The 21,513-nt window shown below is 66.0% G+C and carries 18 protein-coding genes and 2 pseudogenes; 18 read left to right on the plus strand and 2 right to left on the minus strand.

Annotation, left to right across the window (positions count from 1 at the left end; translation table 11 throughout):
• Nucleotides 1-219 precede the first annotated feature (219 nt).
• The 14 genes and pseudogenes from thiI (at nucleotide 220) to IB229_RS11825 (ending at nucleotide 16,770) form a co-directional block, all read left to right on the plus strand.
• Nucleotides 220-1,674 (plus strand): tRNA uracil 4-sulfurtransferase ThiI, encoded by a 1,455-nt coding sequence (gene thiI / locus IB229_RS11770; RefSeq protein WP_192328803.1) that lies wholly within the window; start codon nucleotides 220-222, stop codon nucleotides 1,672-1,674.
• A gap of 131 nt (nucleotides 1,675-1,805) precedes the next feature.
• Complete coding sequence (gene typA, locus IB229_RS11775) at nucleotides 1,806-3,626, plus strand: translational GTPase TypA (RefSeq protein WP_192328806.1); 1,821 nt, start codon at nucleotides 1,806-1,808, stop codon at nucleotides 3,624-3,626.
• A 206-nt stretch (nucleotides 3,627-3,832) separates the two neighbouring features.
• Nucleotides 3,833-3,988: pseudogene (locus IB229_RS22270) on the plus strand (hypothetical protein); the annotation flags it as partial.
• 166 nt (nucleotides 3,989-4,154) lie between these two features.
• Nucleotides 4,155-4,661 (plus strand): sigma-70 family RNA polymerase sigma factor, encoded by a 507-nt coding sequence (locus IB229_RS11780; protein ID WP_192328809.1) that lies wholly within the window; start codon nucleotides 4,155-4,157, stop codon nucleotides 4,659-4,661.
• Complete coding sequence (locus IB229_RS11785) at nucleotides 4,658-5,611, plus strand: FecR domain-containing protein (RefSeq protein ID WP_192328812.1); 954 nt, start codon at nucleotides 4,658-4,660, stop codon at nucleotides 5,609-5,611. Before IB229_RS11780 ends, IB229_RS11785 begins: the two co-directional genes overlap by 4 nt.
• A 148-nt stretch (nucleotides 5,612-5,759) precedes the next feature.
• On the plus strand, nucleotides 5,760-8,180 hold the full coding sequence (locus IB229_RS11790; protein WP_192328815.1) for a TonB-dependent receptor: 2,421 nt from the start codon (nucleotides 5,760-5,762) through the stop codon (nucleotides 8,178-8,180).
• Between the two features lie 111 nt (nucleotides 8,181-8,291).
• Nucleotides 8,292-9,443 (plus strand): PepSY-associated TM helix domain-containing protein, encoded by a 1,152-nt coding sequence (locus IB229_RS11795; RefSeq protein WP_192328819.1) that lies wholly within the window; start codon nucleotides 8,292-8,294, stop codon nucleotides 9,441-9,443.
• On the plus strand, nucleotides 9,440-9,625 hold the full coding sequence (locus IB229_RS11800; RefSeq protein WP_192328821.1) for a hypothetical protein: 186 nt from the start codon (nucleotides 9,440-9,442) through the stop codon (nucleotides 9,623-9,625). Before IB229_RS11795 ends, IB229_RS11800 begins: the two co-directional genes overlap by 4 nt.
• Nucleotides 9,626-9,635: 10 nt before the next feature.
• Nucleotides 9,636-9,803: a hypothetical protein gene (locus IB229_RS11805; protein ID WP_192328824.1), complete on the plus strand. Its 168-nt coding sequence runs from the start codon at nucleotides 9,636-9,638 to the stop codon at nucleotides 9,801-9,803.
• A 163-nt stretch (nucleotides 9,804-9,966) separates the two neighbouring features.
• Nucleotides 9,967-10,461: a hypothetical protein gene (locus tag IB229_RS11810; RefSeq protein WP_192328826.1), complete on the plus strand. Its 495-nt coding sequence runs from the start codon at nucleotides 9,967-9,969 to the stop codon at nucleotides 10,459-10,461.
• A gap of 1,186 nt (nucleotides 10,462-11,647) precedes the next feature.
• Nucleotides 11,648-11,950: pseudogene (locus tag IB229_RS22275) on the plus strand (HAMP domain-containing protein); the annotation flags it as partial.
• A 153-nt stretch (nucleotides 11,951-12,103) separates the two neighbouring features.
• Nucleotides 12,104-12,811: a methyl-accepting chemotaxis protein gene (locus IB229_RS22280; RefSeq protein ID WP_412547795.1), complete on the plus strand. Its 708-nt coding sequence runs from the start codon at nucleotides 12,104-12,106 to the stop codon at nucleotides 12,809-12,811.
• A 135-nt stretch (nucleotides 12,812-12,946) separates the two neighbouring features.
• Complete coding sequence (cptA, locus tag IB229_RS11820) at nucleotides 12,947-14,710, plus strand: phosphoethanolamine transferase CptA (RefSeq protein ID WP_192328830.1); 1,764 nt, start codon at nucleotides 12,947-12,949, stop codon at nucleotides 14,708-14,710.
• 164 nt (nucleotides 14,711-14,874) lie between these two features.
• Nucleotides 14,875-16,770 (plus strand): autotransporter domain-containing SGNH/GDSL hydrolase family protein, encoded by a 1,896-nt coding sequence (locus IB229_RS11825; protein ID WP_192328832.1) that lies wholly within the window; start codon nucleotides 14,875-14,877, stop codon nucleotides 16,768-16,770.
• Nucleotides 16,771-16,911: 141 nt separating this feature from the next.
• On the opposite strand, the gene IB229_RS11830 is transcribed toward IB229_RS11825, so the two are convergent.
• Nucleotides 16,912-17,316: a YkgJ family cysteine cluster protein gene (locus IB229_RS11830; RefSeq protein ID WP_192328834.1), complete on the minus strand. Its 405-nt coding sequence runs from the start codon at nucleotides 17,314-17,316 to the stop codon at nucleotides 16,912-16,914.
• A 327-nt stretch (nucleotides 17,317-17,643) separates the two neighbouring features.
• Nucleotides 17,644-18,534, minus strand: a complete 891-nt coding sequence (locus IB229_RS11835; protein WP_192328836.1) for a LysR family transcriptional regulator — start codon at nucleotides 18,532-18,534, stop codon at nucleotides 17,644-17,646.
• 133 nt (nucleotides 18,535-18,667) lie between these two features.
• On the opposite strand from IB229_RS11835, the gene IB229_RS11840 reads away from it, so the two are divergent.
• From IB229_RS11840 to IB229_RS11855, 4 genes are read left to right on the plus strand one after another with little or no spacing between them, the layout of a single operon-like run.
• Nucleotides 18,668-19,366, plus strand: coding sequence for an MOSC domain-containing protein (locus IB229_RS11840; protein WP_192328838.1), 699 nt, complete (start codon nucleotides 18,668-18,670; stop codon nucleotides 19,364-19,366).
• Nucleotides 19,363-19,593: a hypothetical protein gene (locus tag IB229_RS11845; RefSeq protein ID WP_192328840.1), complete on the plus strand. Its 231-nt coding sequence runs from the start codon at nucleotides 19,363-19,365 to the stop codon at nucleotides 19,591-19,593. Before IB229_RS11840 ends, IB229_RS11845 begins: the two co-directional genes overlap by 4 nt.
• Nucleotides 19,594-20,790, plus strand: coding sequence for an aspartate aminotransferase family protein (locus IB229_RS11850; RefSeq protein WP_192328843.1), 1,197 nt, complete (start codon nucleotides 19,594-19,596; stop codon nucleotides 20,788-20,790).
• Nucleotides 20,790-21,497 carry a type 1 glutamine amidotransferase gene (locus IB229_RS11855; protein WP_192328846.1) on the plus strand — a complete coding sequence of 236 codons (708 nt, stop codon included), beginning with the start codon at nucleotides 20,790-20,792 and terminating at the stop codon, nucleotides 21,495-21,497. Before IB229_RS11850 ends, IB229_RS11855 begins: the two co-directional genes overlap by 1 nt.
• The last annotated feature ends 16 nt before the right edge of the window (nucleotides 21,498-21,513 follow it).

The following is a 21,513-nucleotide window of genomic DNA, read 5'->3' on the forward strand; positions in this document are numbered from 1 at the left end:
CAGTGCCCCGGAATGGGTGTAAGCCCTGAAAGTCAGGGGCTGCGGGGGCTGCGGCAAATCTCGCGTGCTTTTACTGCGCACTAATGGTGCGGATAAATGCGCGCTCGCACTTATTCGGTGCGTCGCCTGTGCTTTGTATAGTTTTTGGTTAAAGCTTGAGCAATTTCCGCTATAATCCGCGCCCTTCTTTTTTCGGCCGCCTCGTGCACTGCTGTCTCCATGAAACTCATCGTCAAAGTCTTCCCTGAAATCACCATCAAGAGCCGGCCGGTGCGCAAGCATTTCATCCGCCAGCTGGGGAAGAACATCCGCACCGTGCTGCGTGATCTGGATCCCGACCTGCGGGTGGACGGTGTGTGGGACAACCTCGAGGTGGAGACCGCGCTCAGCGAACCCAGAGTGCTGCAGGAGATGATCGCGCGGCTGACCTGCACGCCCGGCATCGCGCACTTCCTGGAAATCAACGAATACCCGCTGGGTGATTTCGACGACGTGCTGGAGAAGTGCAAGCGTCACTACGCCGACCAGCTGCCGGGCAAGATCTTCTCCGTACGCTGCAAGCGCGCCGGCAAGCACAGCTTCAGTTCGATGGACGTCGAACGCTACGTCGGCAGCCAGCTGCGCCAGCAGTGTGGCGCCGCCGGCATCGCCCTGAAGAACCCCGATGTGGAAGTGCGCATCGAGATTCGCGATCAGCGCCTGTTCGTCATTCACCACCAGCACGACGCCATCGGCGGCTATCCGCTGGGCTCGCTGGAGCAGACCCTGGTGCTGATGTCCGGCGGTTTCGACTCCACCGTCGCTGCCTATCAGATGATGCGCCGCGGCCTGCTCACCCACTTCTGCTTCTTCAACCTGGGCGGGCGAGCGCATGAGCTGGGCGTGATGGAAGTCGCCCACTACCTGTGGAAGAAATACGGCAGCTCGCACCGCGTGCTGTTCATCAGCGTGCCGTTCGAGGAAGTGGTCGGCGAAATCCTCGGCAAGGTCGACAACAGCCAGATGGGCGTGGTGCTCAAGCGCATGATGCTGCGTGCCGCGACCCGCATCGCCGAGGACCTGCGCATCGATGCCCTGGTCACCGGCGAGGCGATCTCCCAGGTGTCCAGCCAGACCCTGCCGAACCTCTCGGTGATCGATTCGGCCACCGACATGCTGGTGCTGCGTCCGCTGATCGCCAGCCACAAGCAGGACATCATCGACACCGCCTACGAAATCGGCACCGCCGAGTTCGCCAAGCACATGCCCGAATACTGCGGCGTGATTTCGGTGAACCCGACCACGAAGGCCAAGAAACCGCGCATCGAGCATGAAGAGACCCGCTTCGACATGGCCATCCTCGACCGCGCCCTGGAGCGCGCCACGCGGATGACCGTTGATCGAGTGATCGACGAACTCGGTGAGGACCTTCCGGTCGAGATCGTTGCCGAAGCGATGCCGGGGCAGATCGTCATCGATATTCGTCACCCCGACGACAGCGAAGACGCGCCGCTGGCACTGGCGGGCATCGAGGTCCAGACTCTGCCGTTCTACGCGATCAACAGTCGCTTCAAGGAGCTGGATGCCAACCGCCAGTACCTGCTGTATTGCGACCGAGGCGTGATGAGTCGCCTACATGCTCACCATCTGCTCAGCGAGGGGCATGCCAATGTGCGCGTCTACCGTCCGGGCTAGGTCCACGCGGCTGCTGGCCGAGGTGCGCCGCAAGCGACCTCCAGACCGCATCTCGCGTTAACAGGCTATTCATCCAGGTTGCGTAGACTGCGCAGCCACAGGTTTCAGAATCATCAATCGAGACGACATCCGTGATCGAAAATCTCCGTAACATCGCCATCATCGCCCACGTTGACCATGGCAAAACCACCCTCGTCGACGCCTTGCTGCGTCAGTCCGGCACCCTGGAACGTAACGAGCTCAACGACGAGCGCGTGATGGACTCCAACGACCAGGAAAAAGAGCGCGGCATCACCATTCTGGCGAAGAACACCGCTATCAAGTGGAGCGACTACCGCATCAACATCGTCGACACCCCCGGCCACGCCGACTTCGGTGGCGAAGTTGAGCGCGTGATGTCGATGGTCGACTCCGTACTGCTGGTGGTCGACGCCCAGGACGGCCCGATGCCGCAAACCCGTTTCGTGACCAAGAAGGCCTTCGAAGCCGGCCTGCGTCCGATCGTGGTGATCAACAAGATCGACCGTCCGGGCGCGCGCCCGGACTGGGTCATGGACCAGATCTTCGACCTGTTCGACAACCTCGGTGCTACCGATGAGCAGCTCGACTTCCAGGTCGTCTACGCCAGCGCCCTGAACGGCATCGCCGGCCTTGATCACGAGAACATGGCTGAAGACCTGACCCCGCTGTACCAGGCCATCGTCGACCACGTACCGGCGCCGAACGTCGATCTCGACGGCCCGTTCCAGATGCAGATTTCCGCACTGGACTACAACAGCTTCCTCGGCATCATCGGCGTGGGCCGTATCGCCCGCGGCAAGATCAAGCCGAACACCCCGGTGGTGGCCATCGACGTCGATGGCAAGAAGCGTAACGGCCGTATCCTCAAGCTGATGGGCCACCACGGCCTGCACCGCGTCGACGTTGAAGAAGCCACCGCGGGTGACATCGTCTGCGTCAGCGGTATGGATCAGCTGTTCATCTCCGACACCCTGTGCGACATCAACAACGTCGAAGCCATGAAGCCGCTGACCGTCGACGAGCCGACCGTATCGATGACCTTCCAGGTCAACGATTCGCCGTTCTGCGGTAAAGAAGGCAAGTTCGTCACCAGCCGCAACATCAAGGAGCGTCTGGACAAGGAGCTGCTGTACAACGTGGCCCTGCGCGTTGAAGAAGGCGAAAGCGCCGACAAGTTCAAGGTCTCCGGCCGTGGTGAGCTGCACCTCTCGGTACTGATCGAAACCATGCGTCGCGAAGGCTTCGAAATGGGTGTTGGCCGTCCGGAAGTGATCATCCGTGAAGTTGACGGCGTCAAGCAGGAGCCGTTCGAGAACGTCACCATCGACATTCCTGAAGAATCCCAGGGCAAGGTCATGGAAGAGATGGGCCTGCGCAAGGGCGACCTGACCAACATGTCGCCGGACGGTAAAGGCCGCGTGCGTCTGGAATACAACATCCCGGCGCGTGGTCTGATCGGTTTCCGTAACCAGTTCCTGACCCTGACCAACGGCGCTGGCATCCTGACCTCGATCTTCGACCGTTACGACACTGTGAAGGCCGGCACCATGTCGGGCCGTCAGAATGGCGTACTGGTATCGATCGACACCGGCAAGGCGCTGACCTACTCCCTGGAAACTCTGCAGGCGCGCGGCAAGCTGTTCGTCGAGCACGGCCAGGAAATCTACAACGGTCAGATCGTCGGTCTGAACAGCCGCGACAACGACCTGGGCGTCAACCCGACCAAAGGCAAGAAGCTCGACAACATGCGCGCTTCGGGTAAAGACGAAACCATCGCCCTGGTTCCGCCGGTTCGCTTCACCCTGGAACAGGCTCTGGAGTTCATCCAGGACGACGAGCTCTGCGAAGTGACGCCGAAGTCGATCCGTCTGCGCAAGAAGATCCTCGACGAAGGCGAACGCACCCGCGCAGCCAAGAAAGCCAAGGTCTGATGACCCGCCGCTAGTTTCAGGCTGTAAATGAAAGCCCCGCCAGAGTGATCTGGCGGGGCTTTTCGTTTCTTGCAGGAAACTGTTTGCGGGCGATCCTGCTGGTGCCGTGCTGGTAGGCCGCAATCTGGGGCGAGCGTATCCTGAGTTCCAGCCCTGCCCACGCGCCACCTGTGCTATATCGGCCCGCCCGGGGGCGCCCATACTCAGAGGCAAGCCTGCTGGTCCCGCCGATCACGTTCACCCTTGAGCAGGCTCTGGAATTCATCGATGACGACGAGCTGGTCGAAGTCACGCCGAAGTCGATCCGTCTGCGCAGGAAGTTCCTCAGCGAAGTCGACCGCCAGCGCGGCAGGACGAAGTAAGCGCTAGCCTGCCACGCTGAGCTGCACCCAGCGCCCCGGCCCGCAAGGGCCGGGGCGTTTTCCTTGGTGCGTGGGGTGCTTGTGGCCTGTTGGCGGAAGCAGATACAATGAGATCGATTCTCAATTGTTTCTTGGCGCCGGGCGCCACCTCCGTAGGCAGACGCCCATGTCATCAGCCGATACGTCCCTGCACGATGCCGTGCACCAGCTTTACCAGAGCAACCACGCCTGGCTGTACGGCTGGCTGCGCAAGCGCCTCGGCTGTGCCGACAACGCCGCGGACCTGGCGCAGGACACCTTCGCCCGTATCCTCGCCTCGCGGCGGGTGCTGGAAGCCCGCGAGCCGCGCGCCTACCTGACCACCGTGGCCAAGGGCCTGCTGATCAACTGGTACCGCCGGCAATCCCTCGAGCGAGCCTACCTCGACGCCCTGGCCGACCTGCCGGAAGAGCTGGCGCCGTCGCTGGAGCAGCGCCTGATCATTCTGGAAACCCTGCACGAGATCGATTCCCTGCTGGCGAATCTGCCCGAGCCGGTGCGGCGTGCCTTCCTGTTGTCGCAGATCGATGGCCTGACCTACCCGGCCATCGCCGAAGTGCTCGGGGTATCCCTGGGCTCGGTGAAGCGCTACATGCAGCAGGCGTTCCGCCAGTGCCTGGAGCTTATGGCATGAACCGCGTTCACGACGTGCCCGTGGGCAGTGCGATTCTTGACGAAGCCGCCGCCTGGCTGATGCAGCTGCACTCCGGGGAAAGCAGCGAGGCCGACCGCATCGCCTGTGCCCAGTGGCGTCAGCGCAGCCCCGAGCATGCGCGCGCCTGGGAGCGCGCCGAGCGCCTGCTGGCGCGCCTCGGTGGCCTGCCGCCCGAGCTGGCCGGCCCGGCGTTGGGGCGTGCGCCCGACGCCAGCCGGCGGCGTGCGCTCAAGCAACTCGGCCTGCTGCTGGCGGCCACGCCAGTGGTCTGGGCCGGCTGGCAGGGCGCGTCGCGCGAGTGGCTGGCCGATCGCCGTACCGCTGTCGGCGAGCAGCACGTACTGGACCTGCCGGACGGCAGCCGGCTGACGCTGAATACCGCCAGCGCGGTCGACCTCCGCTTCGGCGTCGAGCAGCGCCTGGTGGCGCTGCTGCAGGGCGAGATCCTCGTCGAGGCGCCCACTGCCGCTTCGCCGCTGTTGCAGGTGAGCACCGAGCAGGGCCTGCTCAGCACCCGCTCCGCGCGTTTCAGCGTGCGCCAGGATGACGGACGCACGCGACTCGCGGTACTCGACGGGGCGGTGCAGGTGCAGCCGCTGCAGGGCGCACCGCTACTGGTACAGGCCGGCCAGGGCAGTGTCTTCGACGCCGCCGGGCGGGCCACGCGCACGCTGGCCGATGCCGGCGCGGTGGCCTGGACGCGCGGCATGCTGATGGCCGATCGCATGCCGCTGGCCGAGTTCGCCGCCGAGCTGGCGCGTTATCGTCGGGGCATCGTGCGCTGCGATCCGCAGGTGGCCGGGCTGCTGATTTCCGGTGCCTACCCGCTGCTGAATCGCGAGCGCACCCTGGCCATGCTGCAGGCGACCTACCCGGTACGCGTGAGTGCCCTGACCGGCTACTGGATCACCCTCAGCGCGGCCGCCTGAGCGTGTGCCACGTGCGTTGCAGCGGCGGGCCGCAAAAAAACCTCGGGCGAGGTGAGACCTTTTTCCGTTTCGGCTGGCAATCAAGGTGAATCTGCCAATCACCTGGCCACAGAGCCGCAAGGAACCCGCCGCAATGATCCCTGCTTCGATGTCTCGTCCGCTCGCTTCCCGCCGTACCCTGTCGCTGGCCGTGCGTGCCGCCATCTTCTCGCTGGCGCTGGGTGGTGCCGCCCAGCCGTTGTTCGCTGCCGAAACCGGGGCCAGCAGCGAGCAGCGCAACTACAGCATCGCTCCCGGCCCGCTGGGGCGCAGCCTGGCCACTTTCGCCAGCGAGGCCGGCGTGTCGCTGTCGTTCGACCCGGCGCTCACCGATGGCCTGCAGAGCCCCGGTTTGCAGGGGCGCTACTCGTCGGTCGACGGGCTCAACCGCCTGCTCGGTGGCAACCGCCTGCAATTGCAGTTGCGCGGGGACGGCAGCTACACCCTGGTGCCGCTGGCCGATGGGGCTGGCGCGCTGGAGGTGCCATCGTCGCTGGTGAGCAGCAGTGCCGCGGTCGGCGATCTGCCGCAAGAATTCGCCGGTGGCCAGGTGGCGCGCGGTGGCCGCCTCGGTCTGCTTGGCAACACCGACATCATGGATGCACCGTTCAGCATCACCAGCTACACCGCCCAGACCATCCGCGACCAGCAGGCACGCAGCATCGCCGATGTGCTGGCCAACGAGCCGTCGGCGCAGATCGGCAGCGCGCGCACCAACCTCAACGAGGACTTCTCCCTGCGCGGCTTCCCGGTGGCCAGCGCCGACGTGGCGATCAATGGCATGTACGGCCTGGCGCCGCACTTCCGCGTGCCGGTGGAAATGGCCGAGCGCATCGAGGTGGTCAAGGGGCCGAGCGCGATGCTTAACGGCATGGCACCGAGCGGCGCCATCGGCGGGGCGGTCAACCTGGTGACCAAGCGCGCCGACGTCGAGCCGCTGGCACGTGTCGGGGTCAGCTACCTGTCCGACTCGGTGCTGGGCAGCGAAGTCGACCTCGGCCGGCGTTTCGGTGAAAGCAATGAATTCGGCGTGCGCTTCAACGGCGCCTACCGTGATGGCGACACCGCGGTCGACGATCAGTCGCAGGAAGGTCGTCTCGCTTCCCTCGGCCTGGACTACGCCGGCGAGCGCCTGCGCCTGTCCGCCGACTACATCTACCAGCGCGAGGACATCGACAACGTGGTTCGCCAGTTCGGCCTGGCGGCAGCCGTCACCAATATTCCCGAGGCTCCGGACAACGACCTCAACTACCCCGGGTATGGCCAGTCGGAAATGCAGGACCGCATCCTCATCGTCCGCGGCGAATACGACCTCAACGACTGGCTGACCGCCTACGCCGGCTACGGCGACCGCCGCAGCGAGATGGACGCACTGGCCGGTAACGTCACGCTGCTGAACAACGCCGGCGACTTCGCCTCGAGCCCGGCCTGGCAGGTCTTCGACGTGTCCTCGCACTCCGCCGAAGCCGGCCTGCGCAGCGCATTCAGCACGGGGGCCGTGCAGCACAGCCTGAGCTTCGGGGCGACGCGCGTGGTGCAACACGCGGACATCTTCTTCGACTTTTCCTCGTTTGGCGGGCTGCGCTTTTCCAACCTGTACAACCCGGTCGACAGCAGCACGCCGAGCACTGACGGCATCGACAAGCACGCCGAGAAGTACACGGCGGCCACCCTCACCAGCTATGCCCTGGCCGATACCCTGTCGTTCGACGACGGTCGCTTCGAGGTGACGCTCGGCGTTCGCCAGCAGCAGGTCGAGGCGCAGAACTACAACATGAACGTCGGCACCCCGGTCGATGGGGGGTATGACGAGAGCGAGCTAACCCCGTTGGTCGGCGTGGTGTTCAAGCCGTGGGAAAACATCTCCCTATACGCCAACTACATCGAAGGCCTGAGCCAGGGCGAAACCGCACCGCTCACCGGCGTCAGCAACCCCGGCGAGATGCTCGCACCCTATGTCTCCAAGCAGAGGGAAGTGGGCATCAAGGGCGAATGGAGCGGCTTCGGCGCCACCCTGGCTGCGTTCCAGATCGAGCGCCCCAGCAGCGTGGTCGAGAACGGCCAGTTCACCGATGGTGGCGAACAGCGCAACCGCGGGCTGGAGCTGAGCCTGTTCGGTGAAGTTACCGAGGGCGTGCGTGTGCTCGGCGGCGGCACCTACACCCAGGCCAAACTGACCAAGACACAGAACGGCGCCAACGACGGCAGCGATGCCATCGGTGTGCCGCGCCAGCAGTTCAACCTCGGCGGCGAGTGGGATCTCGGCGCGTTGCCTGGCCTGAGCCTGACCGCGCGGACCATCTACACAGGCGAGCAGTACGCCGATCAGGCCAACAACCTGACCCTGCCGGACTGGGTGCGTGTGGATGTCGGTGCCCGCTACAGCTTCGAGTCGCTGGGCAAGCCGGTGGTGGTGCGCGCCAACCTGGATAACCTGTTCGACGAGGACTACTGGGGCACGTCGACCGCCGGCTACCTGTACCTCGGCGCCGGCCGTACCCTGCAGTTGTCGGCCAGCGTGGATTTCTGATTTACCCGCAAGAGCCGGCTCCACGCTCTTCTGCCCCAGGCCTGCGTTCAAGGCTGACGGGCGCAAGCGCGTGGGCCGGTCATGAGAACCAAGCCTGATGAGAAGAACAACATGACCACCCGAGCCCTGCGCAACTGGTATCTGGTGCACAAGTGGACCAGTCTGATCTCCACGGTCTTTCTGCTGATGCTGTGCCTGACCGGCTTGCCGCTGATCTTCCATGAGGAGATCGAGCATTACTTCGAGCCGCACCCGGAACTGGGTCCATTACCTGCCGATGCGCCACGCATCGACTACGACCAGGTCATCGCCGGAGCGCTGGCAGCACGGCCCGGCGAGGTGGTGCGCTTCGTCGGCTTCGATACGGAAGACCCGCTTGGTGCCGTGTTTACCGCGCCGACCCTGGTGCCTCCGCCGCTGGACGCCCATGCCCAGCCGTTCGATACGCGCACCGGCAAGCTGTTTCCGCCGGAGCCGCCGGACGATGGCTTCATGAACCTGATGCTGCGCCTGCATACCGACATGTTCCTCGGCCTGCCCGGCTATCTGTTTCTCGGCTTCATGGGCCTGCTGCTGGTGGCCTCCCTGGTCTCCGGCGTGGTGGTCTACACGCCGTTCATGCGCAAGCTGGATTTCGCCACCGTGCGCACCACGCGCAGTTCGCGGCTGAAGTGGCTGGACCTGCACAACGTGCTCGGCATCGTCACCCTTGCCTGGGTGCTGGTGGTCGGCGTCACCGGGGTGATCAATACCCTGGCCCTGCCGATCCTCGGCCTGTGGCAAAACGGCCAACTGGCCGAGATGACTGCGCCATACAAGGACGCGCCGCCACTGACCTCGCCAGGTTCTCTGCACAAGGCGCTGGAAACCGCCCGTGCGGCAGCGCCGGAAATGGAGCCGGCGTTTGTCGCCTTCCCCGGCACCGATTTCAGCAGCCAGCACCATTACGCGGTGTTCATGCGCGGCGCCACGCCGGTGACCGAGCGCCTGCTCAAGCCGGCGCTGGTGGATGCGCAGACCGGCGAACTGACCGACATGCGCGAGATGCCCTGGTACGTGAAGACGTTGTTCCTCTCGCAGCCGCTGCACTTCGGTGACTACGGTGGCCTGCCGCTGAAGATCATCTGGACCGTGCTCGATCTGATCTCCATCGTCATCCTCGGCAGCGGCCTGTACCTGTGGCTGGGGCGACGCAAGGCGCCACTGGAGAAACGCCTGGCCGAGCTGGATGCCGGCGGCCTGACCACGGAGGGCGGAGCATGAAGCGCGGTCTGTGGATGATCTTCCGCTGGCCCCTGCTGCTGGCCGTGCTCAGCAGCCTGGGCCTGGTCTCGGCACTGATCGGCGACGACCTCTTCGACCTGTTCTCCTGGCTCACCCTGGGCGTGCCGCTGATGCTGGTCGGCTGGATCTGCTGGCGCCTGCGCCGACCCCAGGGGCGTTGAGATACGCGACGTGGACGAGGCAGCGGCTACCGGCAAGGCGCCAGGTCTGAACATGCTCCCGCGGGTGTTCGAGACCTTCGCCGGCGCACTGGCGATGATGTCCTTCGGCGTGCTGGTTCAGCCCATTGCCCGCGCGCGGCAGGCGGGTGCCCTCGGCGCCGCCGATGCGTGGGCATGATCGTCGGGCCGCTGGCGGGCACCCTGGTTTACGAGCTGCACCCCGGCGCGCCCTGCGTGCTGGTTGCCATCCTGCTGGGGCTCTGCGTGCTGTGGCCGCTGCGCCCTGTCGACGCCAGCGACCTCCTGCTGCTCGCCGCCCTGGGGCTGTTTGTTCTGGTCTGGTGGCTGCCAGCGACCTTGGTCGCACCGGCGAGATGGGCATCTCCTTCGACGCCGACCTGCCGGTGCCCTTGTTGATGCTGCACGCCGACCTGCGCGGCTTCTACCGCATGCTCGGTGCGGACCCCAGCGGCCCGCTGCGCAGCTTCAACGACTTCTCCTACGAGCGCCTCGAACACGCCGGCCAGCGCGCCGACATCCACCGCATGGTGCTGCGCGACTCGCTGCACTCCGGGCTTACCGACACGCCGCTGTTCATGCGTCGCCCCCTGCGCGATGGATTGTTCGGCACCGCGCCGACGCAGGTGTGCCGAACGAGCTGGTGCTGGCCTTCTTCGATCACTACCTGCGCGGACGCGCCAATGGTTTTCCGCAGGCTCAGTACGCCCGCCACGGGCAGTGGCTGGCGCCCTACGACAACAGCGCGGTACGCCAGTGGTGGCTGGGCAAACCCGCGGCCGAGCGCACACAGCCGCGGCAGCGCATCGAGGCGATGAAGGCCGCCGTACCCAGCCGGTAGCAGCCGCTGTTGCCGGTGGCGGCAGCGCTGTTCCAAAAAGGAGCACCGCCTGCGCCATCGTCGTTCGTGCGTTGAGGAAGACGCTTGTCTCCGCGCCTGGACGGGCGGGGGCGATGACGCTTTTCTGTAGGCTAATGGCGCAATGCCTGTATTGCCTTTTTCCGGTGCCGTCTTGGGCAGGTCGCCCATCGGCTGAGTGCCGAAATCCGCGTGGCGTGGCGTGCCATTTGCTAGTTCAAGCAGTTCATCTGATTGAGGAGTACGGCATGAACGCGTTGCTGATGCCCGGCGTACGTGCGCTCGAGCGTTTCCGTTTTGCCCAGAAATTCCAGCTGCTGGCGCTGATGTTCGTGTTGCCGCTGGGCTATGGCGCCTGGTCGATCGGCACCACCTACATGCAGCGCCTGGCGATCGTCGACAGCGAGCGCTCCGGCGTGCGCCAGTTGCAGGCGCTGGATCAGGTCGAGCAGGTGCTGGTCAGCCAGCGCAACCTCACCGCGCGCTGGAAGTCCACCGAACGCAACCGCGAGGCGAGTGCCGAAACCCAGGCCGCCGTGGCCCGCCTGCAGCAGAGCGAGGCGAGCCTCGACGAGGCCCTGGCGCAGCTGCAGCAGGTGCTGAGCGAGGAGGGTGCGAGCGCCGGTGCGCAGGACGCACTACAGGCGCTGAGTGCGCAGCGCGCCGGCCTCAGTAGCCAGGCCCTGGGCAGCGTCGGCTGGTGGCCGGATGCCTACGAGCGCTTCACCCAGGCGCTGCAGCAGCTGGTGGCCCTGCGCGAGCAGATCGCCATCGAAAGCGGGTTGATCCTCGACTCCAAGCTGGAAACCTACCTGCTCATGCAGGTGGCCACCCAGGGCACGCCGCGCCTGCAACAGCAGCTCGGCGTGCTCGCCAGCGTCGGCCAGGGCGCGGTGGCGGCGGGGCAGTTCAGCCTGCAGAGCCGCCTGCAATTGCGCGAGATCCGCAACGCCACCGGCGAGTCGCGCCAGCAGCTGGGCAAGATCGGCAAGAACCTCGACGGCAAGCTGCCGGCCTCGCTGGCTGCGTGGAACGAGACCTACGCGCAGAGCCTGACGCAGCTCGACGCCTGGCTCGCCCAGCTCGACCAGAAGATGTACGGCGAAGGCGGTATCAGCCTGGATGTGGCGGCCTTCGAGCAGGGCATGGACGCGACCCGCGAGCAGATCCGCGCGCTGCAGCAGGCCACCCTCGGCGGCCTCGACCAGCGCCTCGGCGAGTACCGCGACAAGGCCCTACGCGCGCTGGTCCTGACCTTCAGCTTCTTCGCCGTGCTGGCACTGCTGGCGCTGTATGTGCTGGTCTGCCTGCAGGTGTCGATCCGCGCCAGTGCCGCGCGTATCACCTCGCTGGCACAGTCGCTGCGCGATGGCGACCTGCGCAGCCATGTCACGGTGCACGGGCGCGACGAGCTGGCGCTGATCGGCACTGCACTGAATGCCGCCGTGGCCCAGCTGCGCGGCTCCCTGCAGGGCGTCAACCAGGAGACCGACGACCTCGGCGCCACCGTACTCACCCTCAGCGCGCAGGCCGAGCAGGCCCTGCACGCCGTCGAGCAGCAACAGCAGCAGGTCAGCCAGATCGCTGCGGCCGCCACGCAGATGGCCGCCACCGCGCAGAGCGTGGCGGAGAACTGCGAGATGGCCGCACAGGACGCCACGCAGACCCGCCACGTCGCCGAAGCCAGCAACCAGCGCAGCGTGCAGACCACCGCCAGCATGCGCCAGTTGACCCAGCAGCTGGGCGAGGCGGCGAATGCGCTCGGCCAGCTGCGCGAGCAGGCGCAGCAGATCAACCGGGTGGTGGACGTGATCAAGGGCATCGCCGAGCAGACCAACCTGCTGGCGCTCAACGCGGCCATCGAAGCGGCGCGTGCCGGCGAGCAGGGCCGTGGCTTCGCCGTGGTCGCCGACGAGGTGCGCAGCCTGTCGCAACGTACCCAGGACTCGACCCGCGAGATCAGCGCCACGGTCGAAGGCCTGCAGCGCGTGGCACAGCAATCGGTCGACCTGATGCAGGCTGCCTGCGGCCAGGCCGAGGTGGACGCCGGCGCGGTCACCGAACTCGGCGTGCACCTTGGTGATATCGCCGGCTCGGTGCAGCGGGTCAGCGACATGATCGCGCAGATCGCCACCGCGGTTGAGCAACAGGCCGCCACGGCCGACGAGGTCAGCGGCAACATCCAGCAGGTCGACCAGGCCGCCGCGCAGTTGCTCGACGGCGCCCAGGCGGTGCATGGCGCCGCCGACAGCCTGAGCCAGGGCAGCCGCAGCCTGGCGCAGAACACCGCGCGCTTTCAGCTGGTGTGACGGCGGCGCGCGGCACGGCCCGGCAGGCCGTACCGCAGTGTTGCCTTTTCGCAGGGTGTTCCTGACCGTTTGACGAAGTTTTCACCCGTATCGCTCGATAGTCCCGCCCCATTGAACATCAGGTGTGGGGCTGTCATGGCAGTAGCGGCGCGTGGGGCAGGGGCGGGCAGGGGTATCGACTGGGCCGGGTTGGGCTGGATGTTCCTGTTCTTCTGGTATTTCTCCGGCGTCACCCAGCTGCTGATCCAGCTCACCGGCACCGCCGGTTTCGCCGGTTTCCGCCAGGCCTTCCTCCTCAGCGCGTTGTGGCTGATCCCGCTGCTGCTGTTCCCCGCACAGGCGCGGCGCCTGGCGGCGCTGATCGGCATTCCACTGTGGCTGTGCTCGCTGGCCAGCTTCGGCTACTTCCTGATCTACGGGCAGGAGTTCTCGCAAAGCGTCATCTTCATCATGTTCGAGTCGAACGTGTCGGAAGGCAGCGAGTACATGGCGCAGTATTTCGCCTGGTGGATGGTGCCGGCCTTCTTCGCCTACGGTCTGGGGGCCTGGCTGCTGTGGCGCAAGGTGCGCCCGGTGTACCTGTCGCGCCCGGGGGCGATCTGCGCCAGCGTGCTGTTATTCGCCGCCACCCTCGGCTACCCGGCGCTGCGCCAGTACCTCAAGCACGAGGACCCGCAGGCCGCCCTGGAGAACTTCGCCGAGCGCATCGAGCCGGCGACACCCTGGCAACTGGTGGTCGGCTACGGGCAGTACCGCCAGCAGCTCGGCAACATGCAGGCGCTGCTGTCGGAGAGTTCGAGCATCGCGCCGCTGCGCAACCTCAGCGACGCCCACGCCGGGCAGCCGTCGACGCTGGTGCTGGTCATCGGCGAATCGACCAACCGCCAGCGCATGAGCCTCTACGGCTACCCGCGGCAGACCACCCCGGAGCTGGACAAGTTGCGCAGCCAGCTGCAGGTGTTCGACAACGTGGTCACGCCGCGGCCCTACACCATCGAGGCGCTGCAGCAGGTGCTGACCTTCGCCGACCAGGAACACCCCGAGCGCTACCTGACCACGCCGTCACTGGTCAGCGTGATGGAGCAGGCCGGTTACAAGACCTACTGGATCACCAACCAGCAGACCATCACCAAGCGCAACACCATGCTCACCACCTTCTCCAGGCAGGCCGACGAGCAGTTCTACCTGAACAACAACCGTGAGCAGAACGCCCGCCAGTACGACGGCGACGTGTTGGCGCCGTTCGCCAAGGTGCTGGCCGATCCGGCGCCGCGCAAGTTCATCGTGGTCCACCTGCTCGGCACCCACATGAGCTACCAGTACCGCTACCCGAAGGAGTTCGAGCGTTTCACCGATGCGCAAGGCGCGCCGGCCACGGTCACCGCCGACCAGCTGCCGACCTACAACAGCTACGACAACGCCGTGCTGTACAACGACTTCGTGGTGTCGAGCCTGATCAAGCGCTTCTCCGCCACCGACCCCAACGGCTTCCTGGTCTACTTCTCCGACCACGGCGAGGCAGTATTCGATGCGCCTAAGCCGACGGTGCTCGGGCGCAACGAAGGCGCGCCAACCAGCCCGATGTACACCATCCCGTTCATCGTCTGGAATTCGCCGAAGTGGCAGGCCGGCTCACCGCGCGACGTCCGCCAGGCACTGCAGCGACCCTACAGCAGCTCGCACTTCATCCACACCTGGGCGGACATGGCCGGGCTGCGCGCCGACGAGTTCGAGCCGAGCAAGAGCCTGGTCAGCGCGACCTTCAAACCGCACGCCCTGCTGATCGGCAACCCGGCGCAGCCAAAAAGCCTGATCGATTTCAGCCTGATCAGGCCGGCCCGGGAAGCGGCCAAACTGGCCGAAACGGAGCCGAAGAAGGGCGCCGCCCAAGCGCTCTGAGCCGCTCTCCCGCCAAAGAGTGAGCGCCAGGACCGGAGGATTAACCCGGTGTCTGGCGCCTCAATCGGAATAGGGAAATTGCGCGAGCGATCGTGTGTTCCTGTTGCATAGTCCCTAAAGTCCCCGCCGCTTGGCCAACACAACAATAAAAAGGGACATGGACCATGAAACGAGTACTGACGCCGTTGGCGTTCGCCTGCCTTTTCGCAGGACCACTGACCACCCATGCGGCCTACAGCGGCATGGTGGTGTTCGGCGATAGCCTGAGCGACGCCGGCCAGTTCTCCAACGGACTCAATCCGATCCGCTTCACCACGCAGGTGGGGCCGGGTTACAGCTATTTTTCCGCCGAGACCTTCGGTAGCACCTCACCGATGCTGATCGGCGAAGGCCTGGGGCTCGGCAGCCAGACCGCATCGACCAGCCCGCTGCGCCAGGCACTGGGACAGGCTGACGGTGACAACTGGGCGGTCGGCGGTTACACCACCGCGCAGATCTACCAGTCGATCACCCAGACCTCGGTCGTCAGCTCCGGTGGCGTGCCGCTGCGCAGCCGCAACGGCTATCTGGTCGGCGGTCGGGTGATCGACCGCGACACGCTGTTCTACGTCAACGGTGGCGGTAACGACTTCCTTCAGGGGCTGGTGGTCAGCGTGCCGACCGCCCAGGCCGCTGCGGTGCGCCTCGGTGATTCGTTGCGCGCACTGCAGGCCGCCGGCGGGCGTTACTTCATGACCCCGCTGCTGGTCGACGTACCCAGCCCAAGCACTGGCGGTCTGTTCAACCCGGCCCAATACGCGTTGGCGCAGGCCTTCAATGCCGAGCTGATTCGCCAGATGGCGAGCGTCGACGCCGAGGTGATCCCGCTCAACGTACCGCTGCTCTATCGCGAGGTGCTGGCCAATCCCGGCACGTTCGGTTTCGACGCCAGCCAGAACCTGCAGGGGACGTGCTTCTACGCCGTCTCGATCACGGGCGCCACTGGCTGCCAGAACGCCACCTGGGGCGCGCTGAGCGCCACGCCCGATCCGAGCAAGCTGATATACGCGGACCTGGTTCACCCGACGGCGGCGATGCAACGCATCCTCGCGGATCAGGGGCTGTCGATCCTCGCCGCGCCCTGGGAAATTGGCCTGCTGCCACAGGCTGCCGACTCCGCGCTGAGCGCCGCCCGCGACGGGTTACGCCAGCAGTGGCGCGGTGACTGGAGCGCCTGGCAGGCGCAGGGACAATGGCGTGGCTTCGTCGCTGGCGGTGCCAGCCAGGCGGACTACGACGGCTCCGCGACCGCCGCATCCGGCGATGGCCGCGGCAAGGGCCTGGGCATCGGCGCCAGCTACCGCCTGGCGGACGACTGGCGTATCGGCGCGACCCTCAACGTGCAGGAGCAGAGCCTGGAACTCGGCGCCCGTGAGTCCGACTACGACCTGCGCAGCTACCTGGGCGGCGTGTTCGCCCAGTACCACGACGGCCTGCTGTGGGGCGACCTGAGCGCCCACCTGGGCTACCTCGATTATCACGACCTGCAGCGCCGTTTTGCCCTGGGGCAGACCACCCGCACTGAGCGCGGTGAAACCGATGGCTGGTTGCTGGCGCTCGACGGGCGCCTGGGCGTGGAGCTGACGGTCGGCGATCCGCGCCTGCGCATCGCGCCCTTCGTCAGCGCCGGCTACGCGCGCATCGAGGTGGATGGTTATGGCGAGGACGGCGCCACCTCCACTGCGCTCTCCTACGACGACCAGCGCCGCGAATCGCAACGCCTGGGCCTCGGTCTGCAGAGCCGTTTCCAGTTGGCCGAGGACGCCGAACTGTTCGGCGAGATCGCCCGCGAGCGTGAGTTCGAGGATGACCAGGTCGAAGTGGGCATGGCGCTGAACAGTGTGTCCGGGGTCGACTTCGAGTTGCAGAGCCTCACGCCTGAACGCTACCAGACACGCGCCAGCCTGGGCCTGCGTCAACGCCTCGCGCCGGGGGTGGCGCTACAGGTGGGCTACGACCACCGGCGCGTTGCCGATGATCGCCAGCACAGCGTCGGCGTGAGCGTGGTGATGGACTGGTAGAGGCGTGCGCCGCACGAGTAGCGGCGGCGTTGTGTGGCGGGGGCGTCGAGTGGGCCATGCAACCGCATTCGCGGCCTACTCAACATCCCTTGGCAGATCTGCCTGCGCATGGCAGACCCTACAGCACGGGCTAAGCCGCTCTCAGCGGCTCTGCACCTTGGGTTTCCAGGCGCAGTAGCCGGGGCGTGGGCCGATGCGCGGGTGGTTGCGGCAGGTGTCCGGGCGCTTGTCGTAGATGCTGCACAGGCGGGTCTTGCGATCCAAGTACATGCAGTCGTCGTTGCTCAAGCGGGTGAGGGTGAAGATCCCCGACTTGGCGTTGAAGCGCTCGATCAGGCCTTCCTTCTGCAGGCGCTTGGCGATGTTCTTCGGCGGTTCGCTGCGCTCGAAATCGTCGACCACGCCAATGCGGATCAGGTCGCTGATGCGCACTTCCACCGGCATGGTGCAACAGGTGGAATGGCAGCTGCTGCACATGTCCTTGTTGTACCGGCTCCAGGTTTCGATGCGGTCGATTTCCGCGGCGGCGATCAGTTGGGGTTTCATGGTCAGGACCGTGCGCGGCGGCGCATCAGAATGGGCGCGCGATGATAACGGGCGCAGCGGATTTGTGTAGCCCTTCCTGCTCGGCGGCCATGTAAGTAAATGCTTACATGGCGTGCTGGCGATTCGCGGCTAGCTCAACCCCGGGCAGCTGTTTACTCTGCCACCCCATGGACGAAGCGCAGGAAGCGCACCGAAAAGAACAGGGATATCGAGGAATCGCCCGCCAGGATGGCGCGCCGACCAGGATGTCAGGAACCAGTCTGCAGAACCCCGCGCTAGCGGGGTTTTTCTTTTTCTGCCGTTCGCTTTTTCCGCGAGCAGCGCCTTTCAGCGCGGCTCCAGCACCCCTTCGAGAAGATTGCGCAACAGCTGCAGCGTCGGCTGCTGGCGCTGTGCATCGCGAAATACCAGGCCGACCTGCAACGGTACGCGCGGCTCGCTGATCGGCTTCCACAGCAACCCCTGATTGGCATGCAGCTGGCGCGCGCGGCCCGGCAGCACGGTGGCCAGCGTGGCGGTGTGCGGCAGGCTGTCGAGGATGCCGCTCATGTGGTTGAGCTCGGCCTGCACCTGCGGGCGGCGGCCGAGCAGGGCCAACTGCTCCTGCCAGATCTGCCGCACGCGGAACTCCTCGCCGAGCAGCAGCATCGGCTGTTCGGCGGCCTGCGCCAGCGAGACCTTGCGGAAGTCGCGCAGCGGGTGCTGCGGCGAGACCACCAGCTGCAGCTCGTCCTCATACAGCTCCAGGCTGTGCAGACCGGGCTGGCGCGGCGGCAGGAAGCCGATGCCGACGTCCAGGCTGCCGCTGAGCAGACGCCGCTCGATGTCCAGCCCGGACAGCTCGTAGATCTGCACCACCAGGTGCGGTTGCGCCTCGCGCAGGCGTTCCAGCAACAGTGGCACCAGGCTGGCGTTGACCGTCTGCAGCACGCCGATGGCCAAGCTGCGCGGCGCCCGACCGCGGAAATGGCGCAGGGCATCGCGGGCCTTTTCCAGGCCGTCGATCAGCGGCAGTGCGTGGTTGTACAGCGTCTGCGCGGCGAGGGTCGGCACCAGGCGTTTGCCGGTGCGCTGAAACAGCGCGACCTCGAGGTTCTGCTCGAGCTGGCGGATCTGCTGCGAGAGCGCCGGCTGCGACAGGTTGAGGCGCTCGGCGGCACGACCGACATGGCCTTCCTCGTAGACGGCGACGAAATAGCGCAGCTGTCGAATATCCATACCGTCCTACCTGCTGAAAATCGCTTATCGATAAGTTTAGATTATCAATGAAGCTGGTAAATCGAAATGGTCTGAAACGCCTTAGAGCCATAACCTACGCCACATCAGCCAGGCAGCTGTAGCCGGAGGGCATATGGTCAGGCCAGTCATCGAAGGGCTATTCATAGGTAAAGTCGAACAAACGGCGCGAGGACTGAGCAGTGCGTTGAACAAGCGCCTGCACACCGAGCCCGTGTGGCTCGACAGCCTCGGCCTGGCCGGCGATGAACAGGGCGACCTGCGCTTTCACGGCGGCAGCGAGCGCGCCGTGCACCATTACCCCGCCGAGCATTACGCGTACTGGGCACAGCGCTACCCCGAGCGCGACTGGCAGCAGCCGGCGTTCGGCGAGAACCTGTCGACCCGCGGCCTGAGCGAGAGCCAGGTGTGCATCGGCGACCTGTTCCGCTGGGGCGGCGCGATCCTCCAGATCAGCCAACCGCGCTCGCCCTGCTACCGTCTGGGCCTGCGCTGGGGCGTGCCACAACTGCCGCTGGACATGCAGGAGAACAGCCGCTGCGGCTGGTTCTACCGCGTGCTGCGTCCGGGCCTGGTCGGAATCGACCAGCCGCTTGAACTGGTCCAGCGCAGCTACCCCGGTTTGAGCGTGGCCCAGGCCCTGCGCAGCTACTTCAACTACCCGCTGGAACGCGCCGGCCTGCAGCAGCTGCTGGCATGCGAGGCGTTGTCCGAACGCTGGCGGCAGACGGTCGCCCGGCGCCTGCAGAGCAACCAGCTGGAAGAGTGGGAAAACCGCCTGTTCGGCCCGGCCCAGACGAGATTGAGCGCATGAACGATTACCGCATCCAGTTGCTGCGCGACGAGCGCCTGCTGGCCGAGATGACCGTGGCTGCCGCGCGGTTCATCGAATTGCACGAGGAGTTGCTGCAGCGTTTCCCGGCGGCAGAGGGCTTCAGCCTGCACATCCAGATCCGCCGCGAGCGCCGCCGCGTGGTCGAGCAGGGGCCGCAGGGCCTGCGCCTGCTGGGTATCGAATACGAGTATGAGGAGTGCCAGTAAATGCGTGAGGAATGGGCCAGCGACCGCCTGATGAAGACCGTCGAACGCCCGCAGCAGACGTTCGTGCGTGGCCAGGGTTCCTGGCTGTGGGACAGCGACGGCCGCTCCTACCTGGACTTCACCCAGGGCTGGGCGGTCAACAGCCTGGGCCACAGCCCGGTGGTGCTGGTCGAGGCGCTCAAGCGCCAGGCCGAGCAGCTGATCAACCCCGGTCCGGCCTACTACAACCGCGGCATGCTGGAGCTGGCCTCGCGCCTGTGTCAGGCCACCGGCAGCGATCAGGCGTACTTCCTCAACAGCGGCGCCGAGGCCAACGAGGGTGCGATCAAGCTGGCGCGCAAATGGGGCCAGCGCTACCGCAGCGGCGCGTTCCGCATCATCACCGCCAGCAACAGCTTTCACGGGCGTACCTTCGGTGCCATGTCGGCCTCCGGCAAGCCGGCTTTCCAGAACCTGTTCGAGCCCAAGGTGCCGGGCTTTCACAAGCTGCCGTTCAATGACCTGCAGGCCCTCGATGATGCACTCGACGGCCTCTGCGTGGCGGTGATGCTGGAGCCGGTGCAGGGCGAGGCCGGTGTACTGCCGGCGACCCTGGAATACCTGCAGGGTGCTGAGCGCCTGTGCCGTGAGCGCGGTGCGCTGCTGATCCTCGATGAAGTACAGACTGGCATGGGCCGCTGCGGCAGCTTGCTCGCCGAGGAGCTGTATGGCGTGCGCGCCGACATCGTCACCCTGGGCAAGGGCCTCGGCGGCGGCGTGCCACTGGCTGCGCTGCTGGCGCGCGGCAATGCCTGCTGCTTCGAGCCGGGCGAGCAGGGCGGCACCTACCACGGCAACGCGCTGATGACCGTCGCCGGCCTGGCGGTGCTCGACACCGTGCTGGAGCCGGGCTTCCTCGAACACGTGCGCGAAGTCGGCGAGCACCTGCGCGACGGTCTGCTGCGCCTCTCGGCCCGTCACCAGCAGGGTGCGTTGCGTGGTCACGGCCTGCTTTTCGGCCTGCCATTGCAGGGTATCTCGGCGCCAGCTGTGGTGCGCGAGGCACTGGCCGAGGGCCTGCTGATCAACGCGCCGCAGCACAACTGCCTGCGCTTGTCGCCAGCGCTGACCGTCAGCCACGGCAATATCGATGAAATGCTCATTCGCCTCGGCCGGGCCATGACCCGCGCGCGGCGCAAGAAATCGGAGGTGGCCTGATGCGCGTCGCAATCATCCAGCATGTACCGTTCGAGGGCCCCGGCCTGATCGGCGAGTGGCTGAGGCAACGGCAGTTCGCGGCGCGGACGTTCCATCCCTACGCCGGCGATGCCTTGCCGCAGCCGGACGACTTCGATCTGCTGGTGATCATGGGCGGGCCGATGAGCGTGCACGATGCTGGCGAGCTGCCCTGGCTGGCCGCGGAAAAGCAGCTGCTCGGCGCCGCGATTGCTGCCGGCAAGCGCCTGCTTGGCGTGTGCCTCGGTGGCCAACTGCTCGCCGAGAGCCTGGGCGCCAGCGTGCGTGTTGGCGAGCAGGCGGAGATCGGCTGGTGGCCGATGGAGAAATGGCCGCAGGCCAGCCAGTCGCCGCTCGGGCGCATGCTGCCGCAGCAGTTGATGGCGCTGCACTGGCATGGCGAGACCTTCGACCTGCCGCAGGAAGCGCTGCCGCTGTATCGCTCGGCGGTGTGCGCCAACCAGGGCTTCGTCTGGCAGGAGCGTGTGGTTGCCCTGCAGTGCCACCTGGAGAGCACGCCCGAGAGCGTCAACGCGCTGCTTGATGCCTGCCCCGAGGACCTCGCTCGTGCGGGTGCGGTGCAGGACGCGGCGGCTATCCGCGACGGCCTCAACGAATGCAGCTCGGTGGCGCCTACTCTGTATCGCCTGCTCGATTACCTGAGCGGTCCGCACGCTGAATTGACCTGATCCTGCCGGAGAGGCG

Source organism: Pseudomonas sp. PDM14 (assembly GCF_014851905.1).
GTDB lineage: Bacteria > Pseudomonadota > Gammaproteobacteria > Pseudomonadales > Pseudomonadaceae > Aquipseudomonas.